The organism is Tissierella sp. (assembly GCF_031460495.1).
GTDB lineage: Bacteria > Bacillota > Clostridia > Tissierellales > Tissierellaceae > JAVKTS01.
Map to the genome: position 1 here is coordinate 1 of NZ_JAVKTS010000001.1, position 14,897 is coordinate 14,897.

The following is a 14,897-nucleotide window of genomic DNA, read 5'->3' on the forward strand; positions in this document are numbered from 1 at the left end:
TGCTGACTTCATTCATGTGTTTCTTAATTTCTAATTCAAAGTTTCTCACACTGTTTAGTTATCTAGGTTCATCGTCGTCCCTCACGAGGCGACTTACTTAGTATAGCAAATTTTTCATTTGCTGTCAACTGTTTTTTTAAACTTTTTTTAAATCGTTTTTTGATTTGTTTTGTTTAATGTCTCAGCCGACTTTTACTATAATACTCTCTTTTGCTATTAAAGTCAATACCTTTTTTAAATATTATAAAACTTACAACTTAAATATATTAATTAACTCTCCAAAGTTGTAATTAACATCATCTTAATATTTCTTAAAAACTAATATAATAGCTTTTAACTCTTCACTTTTCACTATATCATATTTTTTTCTACTTCTTTTCTTAGTTTATCTAAAACTTTTTTTTCTATTCTTGAAACTGTCATTTGAGATATATTTAGGGTTTTTGCTATTGATACCTGAGTCTTTTTGTTAAAGTATCTCTCAATCAATATCTTCTTTTCTATATCATTTAACTTTTCCATAGTCTTTGTTAGAAAATCATTATTTTCGATTTTTATAAAGTATTTATCTTCCTCTCCAATTAAATCCGACAAATTTACATCTTTATCTTCATTATTCGAATCATAGGTCACATCTAAGGATTGAGGGGTATATACTTTACTTGCTTCCATTGCTTCTAATATTTCTTCCTCTGAGCAATTTAGATAAGTTGCAATATCTTCAACTGTAGGAGATTTTTGTAATTGTTGAGCTAAATGTACTTTTGCATTGTTTATCTTCTTAGATAGTTCCTGAATTCTTCTAGGTACTCTTATGGTCCAACCTTTATCCCTAAAATACTTTTTTATTTCTCCTATAATAGTAGGAGTAGCAAAACTAGAAAACTCATAGCCTTTATCTATATCATATCTATCTATTGCATATATAAGCCCAATGCAGGCCACTTGGTATATATCATCATATTCTATACCCCTATTGGCATATTTCTTAGATAAAATTTCAGCTATATATATATGTTTTTCTATCAAAATATCTCGAGTTTTTTTATCCCTATTTTCTTTATAACTCCTAAAAAGTTCTTTAGTATCTATATTGTTTTGGGCCTTTTCTTTTTCACTTACGGCTAAACTTCTTGTAGTCATTGACTATCATCCTCTATATATTTTATCATTTCTATTCCATTTTCATTAAATCTAACTTCATCCATCAATGACTTAATAATCAATAAACCTAATTCTCTTTCTTTTCCTTCAACTAATTCTTCATCTATTAATTCTGTTACATCTGTTACTTTTATACATAGCTTTTCTTTATCTACTTCAAACATTAATGATATTTCATCTTTATTATTTTTCATAAAGGAATTTACACAGGCTTCACCTATGGCCACCTTAATATCCTCTATGTCTTCCACATTTAAACCTATACTATATGCTATTCCAGATGTAGTGAGTCTAACTAAACTTATATAATCTGGCTTTTTTGGTATAGTAAGGTGTATTATATCTTTATTCATTTAGTTCACCTCTAATAATGAATAGCTTGTCTAGTTCAGTTATACTAAATATTTTTCGAATATTTGGTTTAATATTTGATAAATAAATTTTATAATCATTATCTTTAAGTTTTTTTAATATGGATATTAATGCTCCCAGTCCTGTACTATCTACATAAGTCAATTTCTCTCCATCTATTAAAATATCAGTCTGTTTAATATCTAAACTCTTTAATACCTCTTCTTTAAACTTTGGAGAAGTATATATATCTAGTTCCCCTTCCGGTAAAAATATCCACCTGTTTTCATTTTCATCAAATCTCATTTCAATATTTAAAGACATTAGAAAACCTCCTTTTCTAAATACAATATGTATTAATTTTATAATATAAAATGATTAATGTAAAGTAAAATACTAGGATTTATAATTTGCTAAAACAAAATTTTCCTTTTCCTTACAAAAAAATAGATTCCTTATTTCATCTAGAATATCATTTTATCTAAATGAACTACAAGAATCTATTTTATACTTATATTTATTCCTCTACATATTTTGCTACAGCTACTACCCTATCATCTTTCATCTTCATCAAGGTAACTCCCTGAGTACTTCTTCCCATTATTGATATATCCTTAGCTATAAGTCTAATAATTGTTCCACTTAAAGTTATCATCATAATTTCATCATTTTCACCAACTACTTTAGCTGAAACAATATTTCCTGTCTTTTCTTTTATATTATAAGTTATTAAACCCTTTCCACCTCTATTTTGGACTTTATATTCTTCTAAAGGTGTTCTCTTACCAAAACCATATTCTGACATAACTAATAATTTTTTACCCTCTTCCACTAGTTCCATGGCAACTACTTCGTCATCTTTTTTAAGAGTTATAGCCTTTACACCCATGGCTGTTCTGCCCATCTCCCTAACATCATTCTCGTCAAATCTAATAGACATACCTTTTCTTGTTACTACTATTATATCTCTTTTGCTATCTGTTTTTCTAACTCCTATTAATTCATCTTCTTCTTTTAAACTAATGGCTATGATACCACTCTTTCTAATATTATCGAAGCTGTCTAAACTTGTTCTCTTAATAATACCTTTTTTTGTTATCAGCACTAAACTAACTTCTGGTGCATCTTTTTCTATAGGTATTATTGCATTAACCTTTTCATCTCCTGTAAGATTTAACAGATTTATTATAGCCGTTCCCTTGGCCTGTCTTCCAGCTTCTGGTATCTCATATGCTTTTAATGAGAACACCTTTCCTTTATTTGTAAAGAATAAAATAGTATCATGGGTTGAAGTAATATATAGATCCTCTACAAAATCTTCCTCTCTGGTAGTTAAAGCTATAATACCTTTTCCACCTCTTTTTTGAGTCTTATAGGTGTATTCTGGCATTCTCTTTATATATCCAAAGTGTGTTAAGGTAATTACAATATCCTCTTCTTCAATCATATCCTCTACATCTATTTCATCAGCTGAAGGCATTATCCTAGTCCTTCTCGGATCGCCATACTTTTCTTTTATTTCTAACATTTCTTCTTTAATTATTTGATAGATTAATCTTTCATTAGCTAATATTTCCCTAAATTTATTAATCTCCTTTATTAATTCTTCATATTCAGCTTCTAATTTATCTCTTTCAAGACCTGTAATACGTCTAAGTCTCATATCTAATATAGCTTGTGATTGTTTATCAGATAAACCAAAACTACTCATTAAAGCTTCTTTAGCTATTGCTTCAGTCTTAGAACCTCTTATTATTCTTATAACTTCATCAATATTATCTAAAGCTATTTTTAATCCCTCTACTATATGAGCTCTTTCTTCAGCCTTAATTAAATCAAATTGAGTTCTTCTAGTTATAATAACTTTTTGATGTGCTATATAATGAGTTAACATTTCCTTTAAATCTAGAACTTTAGGTTCACCATTTACTACAGCTATCATTATTACTCCAAAAGTAGTTTGAAATTGAGTTTGCTTATATAAATTATTTAAAACAACATTTGGATTTGCATCTCTTTTTATCTCTACAACTATTCTCATACCTTCTCTATCAGATTCATCTCTTAGATCAGATATTCCTTCTAATTTTTTGTCTCTAACATATTCAGCTATTTTTTCAATTAAGTTAGCTTTATTAACTTGATAAGGTAGTTCCGTAACTATAATTCTATGTCTTCCTTTGTTTGTTTCTTCTATTTCAGTAACTGCTCTTACTGTTATTTTACCTCTGCCTGTTCTATATGCAGATTTTATACCTTCTTTACCCATTATATGTCCAGCTGTTGGAAAATCGGGTCCTTTTATTACTGTCATTAATTCTTCAACATCAGCATCAGGATTATCTATAAGCATTATAGTTCCATCAATTGCTTCTTTTAAATTATGAGGTGGAATATTAGTTGCCATTCCTACTGCTATACCTGATGAACCGTTAACTAATAAATTTGGAAACCTACTAGGCAAAACAATAGGTTCTTTTAATGTTTCATCAAAGTTTGGCCTATAATCTATAGTATCTTTTCCTATATCTCTTAGCATCTCCATAGTAAGTTTGGTCATTCTTGCTTCTGTATAACGCATTGCTGCTGCACTGTCCCCATCTATGGATCCAAAGTTTCCATGGCCATCTACTAAAGGATATCTAATATTAAAATCCTGTGCCAATCTTACCATTGCATCATAAACAGAACTATCTCCATGAGGGTGGTACTTACCTAGTACATCCCCAACAACCCTAGCTGATTTTCTATATTGTTTGTCTGGACCCATACCAAGCTCATCCATGGCATAGATTATTCTTCTATGAACAGGTTTTAATCCATCACGTACATCTGGTAGTGCACGGCTCATAATTACACTGATAGAATAGTCTAAGTAGGATTGTCTCATTTCCTTCTCAATATTTATATCAATTACATTATCAAATTCTTTATCCATACTCGACCTCCTATATATCTAAATTTTTTACATACTTAGCATTTTTTTCAATAAACTCTCGTCTTGGTTCTACTTTATCTCCCATTAAAGTTGTAAATATTTCATCAGCTGCTACTGCATCTTCTAATGTTACTTTTAGAAATGTTCTTGTTTCTGGGTTCATAGTTGTATCCCATAACTGTTCTGGATTCATTTCTCCAAGACCTTTATATCTTTGGATAGTATAGTTAGTTCTACCTAATTCATCCAAAAGCTTTTCTAATTCATTGTCACTATATACATAATGCTCTTGTTTACCCTTACTAACTTTATAAAGTGGGGGTTGAGCTATATATATATGTCCATTAACTATTAATTCTTTCATATACCTATAAAGGAATGTTAGTAATAAAGTTCTTATATGAGCACCATCTACATCGGCATCCGTCATTAATACTATTTTGCCATATCTTAGTTTTTCAATATCAAACTCTTCACCTATACCTGTACCAAAGGCTGTAATCATTATTTTTATTTCTTCTGAACTCAAGATCCTATCTAATCTTGCTTTTTCTACATTAAGTATTTTTCCTCTTAGTGGTAAGATAGCTTGAAATTTTTTATCTCTACCCTGCTTTGCACTACCACCAGCTGACTTCCCTTCTACTATATATATCTCTGTAGTTTCTATACCAGAATCTTGACAGTCTGCTAATTTACCAGGTAATGTAGTATTTTCTAGTACAGATTTTCTTCTAGTTAAATCCCTAGCCTTTCTAGCAGCTTCCCTTGCTCTTTGGGAGCTTACAGCTTTTTCTAGTATTATTTTTCCATCTTTAGGATTTTCTTCTAAATAAATACTAATTTGATTATATGTTAATGACTCAACTATACTTCTTGTCTCACTATTTCCCAGTTTGGATTTAGTTTGTCCTTCAAATTGAGGATCCATCAACTTTACAGATAAAATTCCGGTTAAACCTTCTCTTACATCATCACCACTAAGATTTTCTTCTTTTTCTTTTATATGTCCATATTTTCTACCATAATCATTAATTACCCTAGTCAAAGCTGTCCTAAGTCCTGATAAATGTGTTCCGCCTTCTCCAGTATTTATATTATTTGCAAAGGTTAATATATTTTCTGAATATCCATCTGTATATTGTAGAGCTAATTCTACAGTAGTTCCATCCTTTTCTGCTTCAAAATACATAACTTCTTTTTGTATAGGAGTTTTGTTTTTATTTATATATTCAACAAAAGACTGTATTCCACCCTCATAATAAAATTCTTTAACAGCTCCATCTCTTTTATCTTCTAATAAAATTTTTATTCCTTTATTTAAAAATGCCATTTCTCTAAATCTATACTCTAAAGTATCAAAACTATATACTACCTCTTCAAATATTTCTGCATCAGGTTTAAAAGAAATAGTAGTACCTCTAGTGGAAGATTCACCTATTATTTCAAGCTCAGTTTTAGGCTCTCCTCTTTCAAAACGCTGCATATACTCCTTACCATCTCTTCTTACCTTAACTATTAGCCATTCAGATAGCGCATTAACTACAGATACACCAACACCATGTAATCCACCGGATACTTTATAGGCTCCATTATTAAACTTACCACCAGCATGTAATATAGTTAATACTGTCTCTACTGTAGATTTTCCTGTTTGTGGATGCAACTCAACTGGAATACCACTACCATTATCTACTACCTCAATAGAATTATCCTCAAAAATAGTAACATTTATAGTATCACAAATACCTGCTAAAGCTTCATCTATACTATTGTCAACTACTTCATACACTAAATGATGTAGACCCTTTGGTCCTGTACTACCTATATACATACCTGGCCTTTTTCTTACTGGTTCTAATCCTGTAAGGACTTGAATATCTTCAGCCGTATAATGTCTATCATCATTACCATTTACTCCATTTTTTTCATTGGCCATTAAATTACCTCCAATCTAATATTTCCAATCAATATATTTTTCTATTTAACAATGTTTTAGAAGATATATCTGATGTATAAATTATTGTATTTCGCTTATTTCCTGCTGTAATTATATAAGACTTCGTTTTTCCATCAAGATTGCCCACTAAACAATTATCATCTATTAATTTTTTAATAAAGTCTCTTGTTTTTTTTGTACTATCTGCAGCCTTTTTATCTAATATAGCGATTATATCCTTTTCATAAATATAATTATTATTACCTATATGAATAATCACAAATCTTACTCCTATCTATTTTAATCTTCCATTTTCTACATAAAAAACAGATTTTTCTATATTATTCATTTCTTTTAAGTCTATAGCATCTGTTACTGTAATTATAGTCTGCATCTCTCGAAAGGATTTTATCAAATATTTTCTTCTTTCCTCATCTAATTCAGAAAAAACATCATCTAAAAGTAATACTGGATACATACCCCTATGCCTCTTTATTAGTTCTACTTCTGACAATTTAATTGATAGTACTACTGTCCTTTGTTGACCTTGAGATCCAAATGTCTTTACATCTTTATTATTTATTGTCATTAATATATCATCTCTATGTGGTCCAAACTGTGTAGAATTTGATTCCATATCATTATAAACATTTTTAGTAAGTTTTTCAAAATACTTTTTTTCCATTTCTTGTTTATTATCTAATATCTCAATATTAGATATATATTTTAACTCTAAATCTTCATTTGATAAAGTTATTTTATTGTGAACATTGTTAGCTATTTTAGAAAGTTCATCAATATAATATTTTCTTTCAAGAATAATATCTGTCCCAATCTTTGAAAGCTGAATATCAAATATTTCTAGTAGGCTGTTTATATTTTTTTGAAATTTTTTAGTTCTCAACAAATTATTTCTTTGAAATAAAACCTTATTATATCTGCTAATATTATAATTGTAGACAGGCTTTATTTGAGAAATTTCCATATCTAAAAAGTTTCTCCTCTCTCCTGGACCATCTTTTACTAATTTCAAATTATCAGGGGAAAAAATTACTACATTTAGTCCACTAGAAAGTTCTTTGTAATTTTTTAATTCATTTTTATTAATTCTAATTCTTTTTGTTTTTTCTCTTTCCATTTTTATTTCTACAAATCTTTCAAATCTGTCTATATTCATCTGAGCTCCAATATAGGCTTCATTTTTGTTGAAATTTATTATTTCTCTATCTTTATTAGTTCTAAAAGATCTTCCTGTGGCACAAATATATATAGCTTCTAATAAATTTGTTTTTCCTTGAGCATTTTTCCCTATAAAAATATTTGTTTTATTATTTAAGTCTACAAATAGATTATAATAATTTCTAAAGTTTATAAGCCTAATACTTTCAACATGCAAAAAAAACACCCCTTAAGGTAAATAACATTATATCACAATAAAAGAATCATAATCTTTTATTTCAACAATATCATTTTTCCTTATTTTTTTACCTCTTTGTGTTACCACTTCTTTGTTTACTATTATATTACCTTCACTAATCAACATCTTTGCTTGACCACCTGTTTGCACAATGCCAGCATGTTTCAAAAATTGATCTAATTTTATATATTCTGTTTCAATTAATACTTCTTTCATCTTTACATCTCCTCTAAAAATCATCTTGGGCAAGACGTACTGGTAATACTAAATAAGTATAATTTTCATCTTCTAAAGGTTTAATAATACATGGATTTAAACTTCCCATAAAATTTAATTGTATCTCTTCTGAATCAATTATTTTAATACCTTCTAATATATATTTTGAGTTAAAAGCAATATTTATATTTTCTCCATTAATATCTGAAATTATCTTTTCATTTACATTTCCTATCTCAGAGTTAGATTTAATTAATATTTGTCCATTCATAATACTAAGTTTTACTAAATTAGCCTTTTCTTCTTTAGCTAATAAAGATGCTCTTTCTAGACTATCTTGAAACATCCTCTTATTTACAATTGCAGATGTTTTATGATCTTTTCTAATTATTTCTCTATAATTAAAAAATTGTCCCTCTAATAATCTTGAATAAACTATTGTAGTACCCAAATTAAATATAACATGGCCAGGTGCTGCTACAATTTTTATATCATCTTCATTTTCTTCTAATACCTTATTAAGTTCATTCAATGCTCTACCTGGTATTATAATCTTTAATTCCATATCTGAATTAATAGGTAGTTTTCTAAGAGCTAGTCTATATCCATCTAAGGCCACGAAAGAAATATTATTATCATCTATCTCTAATAGTACTCCCGTTAAAGATGGTCTAGTTTCATCTTGAGTAGTAGCAAATACAGTTTGCCTTATTGCATTTTTAAATAAATCTTTAGGTAAATTAAATGAACTATGTTCTAGTACTATTGGTAAATCTGGATACTCATTAGCTGAATTTCCTAAAATATTGAATTCCGAGTTTTCACATTTTATATTGACATTATTATTATCAATATCTATGTCTATAGTTTCATCAGGAAGTTTTTTAATTATATCGCCAAATAATTTAGAATTAACTACAATAGACCCTTCTCTTTCAATTTCACAATCTACATATGTTTCTATACTTATTTCTAAATCTGTTCCTATAAGTTTTAGTTTATTATTTTTAGCTTCCAACAATATGCCATCTAGTATTTGTAATGTTGTTCTAGAGGATATTCCTTTTTGTGCAATACCTATATGTTTTGTTAGATCTTTTTGATTTATTTTTAATTTCATTTTTGACCTCCTTTTTTTCGTCTAGATATAGAAAGAATATAATATATATAGTAGTAATAGTAGTAGGGGCTGTGATTATGTGGATAAGTGTATTTTGTAAGAAATAACGAATACTATCTGAATTTAATAACATGTGGATAATAAATTTAAATACATAAAATTATCCACATGTAGCTAAAAGTTTTATTCTTTTAATTCTTTTACTATATCGTCAATTTTTCTTTTAAGTTCAATATTATCATTTAACTCAGTACTTATTTTATCATATGCATGTATAACAGTTGTATGGTCTCTACCTCCAAATTCATCGCCTATTTTAGGTAGAGATAAATCTGTCAACTCTCTAGTTAAATACATTGCAATTTGCCTTGGATATGCAATTGCTCTAGTTCTTTTTTTAGAATTAAAGTCATCTATTTTTATTCTGAAATTTTTAGATATAATTTCTTTTATTAAATCAACTGTAATCTCCACTGATTTATTATTTGATAATATATCTTTAAGAGCCTCACTAGCTAATTCTTCAGTTACTTCACTATTAGTTAGAGAAGAATAAGCAACTACTCTAATAAGCGCACCTTCCAGTTCTCTAATATTAGATTGAATTTTAGAAGCTATATATAGCATAACATTGTCGTTAACTACTATATTTTCAACATTAGCTTTCTTTCTTAGTATTGCAATTCTAGTTTCTAAATCTGGTGGTTGGATATCAGAAATAAGCCCCCACTCAAATCTAGATCTAAGTCTCTCTTCTAATGTAGGAATTTCTTTTGGTGGCCTATCACTAGATATAATAATTTGTTTATTTGCTTCATGTAATGCATTAAATGTGTGGAAGAATTCTTCTTGAGTACCTTCTTTACCTGCTATAAATTGGATATCATCTACTAACAATACATCTATATTTCTATACTTATTTCTAAATTCTTCATTTCTATATTCTCTAATAGAATTAATAAGTTCATTGGTAAATTTTTCTGATGAGACATAGACTACTTTAGAATTAGGGTTTTGGCTAAGTATGTAATGGCCAATTGCATGCATTAAATGGGTTTTTCCAAGACCTACTCCTCCATATATAAATAAAGGATTATATGCTTGAGCAGGGGCTTCTGCAACTGCTAATGAAGCAGCGTGGGCAAAACGATTACTATTTCCAATTACAAATGTATCGAATGTATACTTTGGATTTAATTGTGATCTTTGATTTCCATCATTGTTTTCCTGTACCAATGATTGTCCAATATTTAGGGAGTGTTCTTCTCCAGGTATGATAAATTGAATATTAAACTCTTCTTCAGTTACCTGTGTTAAAGCACTCTTTATAAGATTTAAATATCTACCAACTAAAATACCCTTAGTGAATTCATTGGGAGCAGCTAATACAACCTTATTAGATGAAATACTAATAGGTTCAATTGTTTTTAGCCAAGTATTGAAACTAACTTCTGTCAATTCAACTTTTATTAGATTTAGAACCTCATTCCAAATATTATCTAAACTTGAAGCCATTATTTTACCTCCTATTCTTAAAATTATTGCCAATATAAAAAAAAATAAACTAATTGCAAAAGATATAAACATACTTATTAACAGAATAAAAATAGATTTATATATTAAAAACAATTAAGTTTGGAAAAAATATTTGTGGATAAACTATTAATAAAATGTGGTTTATCGTTTAGTTAGTAAAAAATATTAACTTATCAACAGAACATAATAAATAGAAATTGTGGACAAAAAGTAAGCTATATTCATATTTTTTGTAAAAATCAAATAAAATTACGAAGTTATTCACAAACTATCCACAAAATGTGAATAACTATTTCTTGTTAATAATTTAAAATATGATATCCACATGTTATTTAATAATATCAAAAATATAGAATATATTCAACAATATTATCCACAAGTTTATAAAAATGTTTATAACTTTTATTATTGATGATTTTGTTGAAATTTCTTGACATATTTGCTTCAAATAAATATAATCATTAGTAGTGTGTATGTTTTCTTAAATTAGAAAACTCTATATTATTTATATATTTCTGAAGGTATAAATCGAAGGAGGTGTTTTTAGTGAAAAGAACTTATCAACCGAAAAAAAGACAAAGAAGTAGAGAACATGGATTTAGAAAAAGAATGAAAACTAGAGCAGGTAGAGAGATAATAAAAGGAAGAAGAAAAAGAGGTAGAAAAAAACTGACAGCATAAGGCCGCTAATAAGGTGGCCTTTTTATAACTATAGGCTATTTTTGTTTAAAGGGAGCAAATTATATGGATAGAATTTATAGATTGAGATCTAATATGGAGTTTAAAAAAGTCTATAGTGGTAGAAAAAGCTATTGGAATAGGAATTTAATACTTTATGTAAGAAAGAATGATTTAAAATATTCTAGGATTGGTTATTCCATAACAAAAAAAGTTGGCAATGCTGTTGTTAGAAACAAGATAAGAAGGCGTATGAAAGAGATTAACAGACTCAATTTTAATAAAATAAAGGATAATTACGATTTGATTTTTATACCGAAAAAGAATATTGTAGATATTTCTTATATTGAATTAGAAAGTGCAGTTCTTCATATTTTGAAAATTGCAGGTCTTTTAAAGGAACAAAGTGATAAAAATGGCTAAAATAGCTATTATTATAATAAGATTTTATCAGAATTTTATATCTAAATATATTCTAACGAGGAAAAACTGTAGATTTTATCCTACTTGTTCGGAGTACTCAATACAAGCTTATAGAAAATATGGTTTTTTTAAAGGATCTTATTTGACTATTAGTAGAATATTAAGATGTAATCCTTTCAATGAAGGAGGATATGATCCGCTTAAATGATAGGGGGTTAGTAAATGACGGCTTTTCTAGGTAATATACTAGGGGCACTATTAAAATTTGTTTATGATACAGTTTCAATGATTGGTACAGAGCCAGAGAACTTCTCTTTTTATGCAATGGCTGTAATCGTAACAACAATTGTATTTAAGATGATACTTTTACCAATTAGCTTACATCAAGTTAAATCTTCTAGGAAGATGAGTGAAATTCAACCTAAGATTAAGGAAATTCAAACTAAATATAAAAATGATCCTCAAACAATGAATATTAAAATGCAGGAAGTATATAAGGAAGAAAAATATAATCCAGCTGCTGGATGTTTACCACTTTTAATTCAACTTCCAATAATTTTAGCGTTTTTTAAAGTAATGCGTGAACCGACGATTTTTGCATTTAAAGATCCAGTTACTTATGAAGCAATGAATAAAGCGTTTTTTTGGATCAAAAATTTAGAAAACCCAGATCCTTTTTTATGGGGTCTACCGTTATTGGCTGCAGCAACAACATACTTACAGAGTCTAACTATGACAACAGCAAGTGCTGATCCTCAAGCTCAGTCAACTACGAAAATGATGAATATATTTCTACCTGTAATGATATTTATGGCAGCGAGAGGTTTTTCAGCAGGACTTGCAATATATTGGGTAGTAGGTAATATCTTCTCTATTATTCAACAAATTATTTCAAATAAATCTTATCGTAAGATTAAGGAGGAAAATTAAAGTCATGAGGTCCGTTATAAAGGTATCTAAAACCGTTGATGAGGCTATAAGAGAGGCTTTAATAGAGTTGGATATAAGCAAAGATGATGCAGAAATTGAAATTATTGAAGAACCAAGTAAAGGTTTATTTGGTTTAATTGGTGCAAAAGATGCTAAGGTAAGGGTTTCAGTAGTAAACGATACTATAGAAATAGCAGATAATTTTTTATCTAAACTATTAAACTCTATGAATATTAAGGCTGTTAATATAATCAAGAAAAATGGAAATAATCTACATGTAGATATAACTGACATAAGTTCTACTGACATGGGTATACTAATAGGCAAACGAGGTAATACTCTGGATTCTGTCCAATATTTATTAAGTTTAGTTATTAATAAAAAGAAGGATGATTATATTAAGGTAATAGTTGATACAGAAGGATATAGGGCAAAAAGAGAAGAAACCTTAATTAGGTTAGCTAATAAGATGGCAGAAAAAGCTAAATATGGTAAACGACCAGTGAAGCTAGAGCCAATGAACCCTTATGAAAGAAGAATTATACATTCTGCATTACAAAATATTAATGGCGTAACTACTTATAGTGAAGGTGATGAACCTTATAGAAGAGTAGTCATTCAATCAAAATAAAGTCAAAAACCCAGTATAATACTGGGTTTCTCTTATAATAAGTAGGAAAGTTATACATTTCAGTCTTTTATGTTTGAACTTTCCCCAAACGAGTTTCAAGAAGAGCTACATTAGCTTTTATTTAGAAGCTTTTTTTATAATATAGATGAAGAAAGAAGGGATACTATGACTATTGCTGCTATTTCTACTGCTGTTGGTGAAGCAGGGATTGGTATAGTAAGGATTAGCGGAAAGAAAGCATTGGATATTGGAAATTCAGTTTTTAAGGGTAATAAAATCACCGAAATAAATGAGGAAAATAATAGAAAATTAATATATGGTCATATAATAGATAAGAAAAATGATTATATTATAGATGAAGTATTGATATCCTTTATGAAGGGACCAACCACTTACACTAGAGAAGACATGGTAGAAATCTATTGTCATGGTGGCATAATATCTGTTAGAAGGGTTTTAGAGTTAATATTAAATAATGGAGCTAGGCTTGCCGAACCAGGAGAATTTACTAAGAGAGCTTTTCTTAATGGGAGATTGGATTTATCTCAAGCTGAGGCTGTAATGGATATGATTAAGGCAAAAACCGACAAGAGTTTTGAGGTGTCATTAGATCAGTTAGAAGGATCATTATCAAGAAAAATTAAAGAAATTAGAAATATATTATTAGAAATGATTGCTCATATTGAGGTTTCCATAGATTTTCCCGATGAAGATACAGAAGAAATGACCTATGATGACTTAAAGAGAAATGGAAATATTGTTAGAGAAGAAATAGAAAAACTTCTTTTAACATCAGATAGAGGTAAGATACTTCGTGATGCGCTAAATACAGTGATACTTGGAAAACCCAATGTTGGCAAATCTTCTTTGTTAAATTCAATCCTTGGTGATAATCGTGCCATAGTAACAGATATACCTGGTACTACAAGGGATATTATAGAGGAATATGTAAATATTGATGGAATTCCACTTAGAATAATTGATACTGCAGGAATTAGAAATACTGAGGATTTAGTAGAGCAAATAGGAGTAAATAAGGCAAAAGAATCAGTAGAAAAAGCAGATTTAATAATAGTTGTTTTTGATGCATCTAGAGAATTATCTGAAGAGGACCATGAGATTATAAAATTGATACAAGGTAAAAAAAGCATCATTCTTCTAAATAAAGTTGATTTAATGCCTAAATATGATATAGAACATTTAAAATCACTCCTTGATGGTCAAGAAATAATAACTACATCTATTACATCTGGTATAGGTGTTGATTTACTTGAAAATAGTATAAAATCTTTATTCTTTGCAGGAGATGTTGAAATTAACTCTAATGTCATAATTACAAATATGAGACATAAAAATCAGTTAGTTAAAGCATTGGAAAATATAAACCAAGGAATAGAAGAGTTAAATGGAAATGTTCCTATTGATTGTGTTGAGGTAGAATTGAAGAATTGTTGGGATAACTTAGGAGAAATATCTGGAGATACCATAGGAGAAGATATTTTGGATAAGATATTTTCAGAATTTTGTATAGGAAAATAGAAAAGACAGTGAATA

The 14,897-nt window shown here is 28.6% G+C and carries 16 protein-coding genes; 6 read left to right on the top strand and 10 right to left on the bottom strand.

Annotation, left to right across the window (positions count from 1 at the left end; all coding sequences use genetic code 11):
- Positions 1 to 351: 351 nt before the first annotated feature.
- The 10 genes from RIN63_RS00005 to dnaA all read right to left on the bottom strand — a co-directional run bounded on the left by RIN63_RS00005 (position 352) and on the right by dnaA (position 10,660).
- Complete coding sequence (locus tag RIN63_RS00005) at positions 352 to 1,143, bottom strand: SigB/SigF/SigG family RNA polymerase sigma factor (RefSeq protein ID WP_310442587.1); 792 nt, start codon at positions 1,141 to 1,143, stop codon at positions 352 to 354.
- Entirely contained in the window at positions 1,140 to 1,517 is a 378-nt protein-coding gene (locus tag RIN63_RS00010; protein WP_310442588.1) for an ATP-binding protein, read from the bottom strand. Before RIN63_RS00010 ends, RIN63_RS00005 begins: the two co-directional genes overlap by 4 nt.
- Complete coding sequence (locus RIN63_RS00015; protein ID WP_310442589.1) at positions 1,510 to 1,839, bottom strand: STAS domain-containing protein; 330 nt, start codon at positions 1,837 to 1,839, stop codon at positions 1,510 to 1,512. Before RIN63_RS00015 ends, RIN63_RS00010 begins: the two co-directional genes overlap by 8 nt.
- A 193-nt stretch (positions 1,840 to 2,032) precedes the next feature.
- Complete coding sequence (gyrA, locus tag RIN63_RS00020; protein WP_310442590.1) at positions 2,033 to 4,453, bottom strand: DNA gyrase subunit A; 2,421 nt, start codon at positions 4,451 to 4,453, stop codon at positions 2,033 to 2,035.
- Positions 4,454 to 4,463: 10 nt separating this feature from the next.
- Entirely contained in the window at positions 4,464 to 6,392 is a 1,929-nt protein-coding gene (gyrB, locus tag RIN63_RS00025; RefSeq protein ID WP_310442591.1) for a DNA topoisomerase (ATP-hydrolyzing) subunit B, read from the bottom strand.
- A 28-nt stretch (positions 6,393 to 6,420) separates the two neighbouring features.
- The gene (gene remB / locus RIN63_RS00030) at positions 6,421 to 6,672 is read right to left on the bottom strand and encodes an extracellular matrix regulator RemB (RefSeq protein ID WP_310442592.1); all 252 of its coding nucleotides are present in this window, start codon (positions 6,670 to 6,672) and stop codon (positions 6,421 to 6,423) included.
- A 15-nt stretch (positions 6,673 to 6,687) separates the two neighbouring features.
- Positions 6,688 to 7,797 (bottom strand): DNA replication/repair protein RecF, encoded by a 1,110-nt coding sequence (gene recF / locus RIN63_RS00035; RefSeq protein WP_310442593.1) that lies wholly within the window; start codon positions 7,795 to 7,797, stop codon positions 6,688 to 6,690.
- An 18-nt stretch (positions 7,798 to 7,815) separates the two neighbouring features.
- Positions 7,816 to 8,025 carry a S4 domain-containing protein YaaA gene (gene yaaA, locus RIN63_RS00040; protein ID WP_310442594.1) on the bottom strand — a complete coding sequence of 70 codons (210 nt, stop codon included), beginning with the start codon at positions 8,023 to 8,025 and terminating at the stop codon, positions 7,816 to 7,818.
- Positions 8,026 to 8,038: 13 nt separating this feature from the next.
- Entirely contained in the window at positions 8,039 to 9,145 is a 1,107-nt protein-coding gene (gene dnaN, locus RIN63_RS00045) for a DNA polymerase III subunit beta (RefSeq protein ID WP_310442595.1), read from the bottom strand.
- A gap of 183 nt (positions 9,146 to 9,328) precedes the next feature.
- Entirely contained in the window at positions 9,329 to 10,660 is a 1,332-nt protein-coding gene (dnaA, locus tag RIN63_RS00050; protein WP_310442596.1) for a chromosomal replication initiator protein DnaA, read from the bottom strand.
- A 567-nt stretch (positions 10,661 to 11,227) separates the two neighbouring features.
- On the opposite strand from dnaA, the gene rpmH reads away from it, so the two are divergent.
- The 6 genes from rpmH (at position 11,228) to mnmE (ending at position 14,882) form a co-directional block, all read left to right on the top strand.
- The gene (rpmH, locus tag RIN63_RS00055) at positions 11,228 to 11,362 is read left to right on the top strand and encodes a 50S ribosomal protein L34 (RefSeq protein ID WP_310442597.1); all 135 of its coding nucleotides are present in this window, start codon (positions 11,228 to 11,230) and stop codon (positions 11,360 to 11,362) included.
- A gap of 63 nt (positions 11,363 to 11,425) precedes the next feature.
- Positions 11,426 to 11,782: a ribonuclease P protein component gene (gene rnpA / locus RIN63_RS00060; RefSeq protein WP_310442598.1), complete on the top strand. Its 357-nt coding sequence runs from the start codon at positions 11,426 to 11,428 to the stop codon at positions 11,780 to 11,782.
- Positions 11,775 to 11,990, top strand: coding sequence for a membrane protein insertion efficiency factor YidD (yidD, locus tag RIN63_RS00065; protein WP_310442599.1), 216 nt, complete (start codon positions 11,775 to 11,777; stop codon positions 11,988 to 11,990). Before rnpA ends, yidD begins: the two co-directional genes overlap by 8 nt.
- Positions 11,991 to 12,004: 14 nt before the next feature.
- Complete coding sequence (locus tag RIN63_RS00070; RefSeq protein WP_310442600.1) at positions 12,005 to 12,712, top strand: YidC/Oxa1 family membrane protein insertase; 708 nt, start codon at positions 12,005 to 12,007, stop codon at positions 12,710 to 12,712.
- Positions 12,713 to 12,716: 4 nt separating this feature from the next.
- Positions 12,717 to 13,343, top strand: a complete 627-nt coding sequence (gene jag, locus RIN63_RS00075; protein ID WP_310442601.1) for an RNA-binding cell elongation regulator Jag/EloR — start codon at positions 12,717 to 12,719, stop codon at positions 13,341 to 13,343.
- Between the two features lie 165 nt (positions 13,344 to 13,508).
- Positions 13,509 to 14,882 carry a tRNA uridine-5-carboxymethylaminomethyl(34) synthesis GTPase MnmE gene (mnmE, locus tag RIN63_RS00080; protein ID WP_310442602.1) on the top strand — a complete coding sequence of 458 codons (1,374 nt, stop codon included), beginning with the start codon at positions 13,509 to 13,511 and terminating at the stop codon, positions 14,880 to 14,882.
- Positions 14,883 to 14,897: the final 15 nt, after the last annotated feature.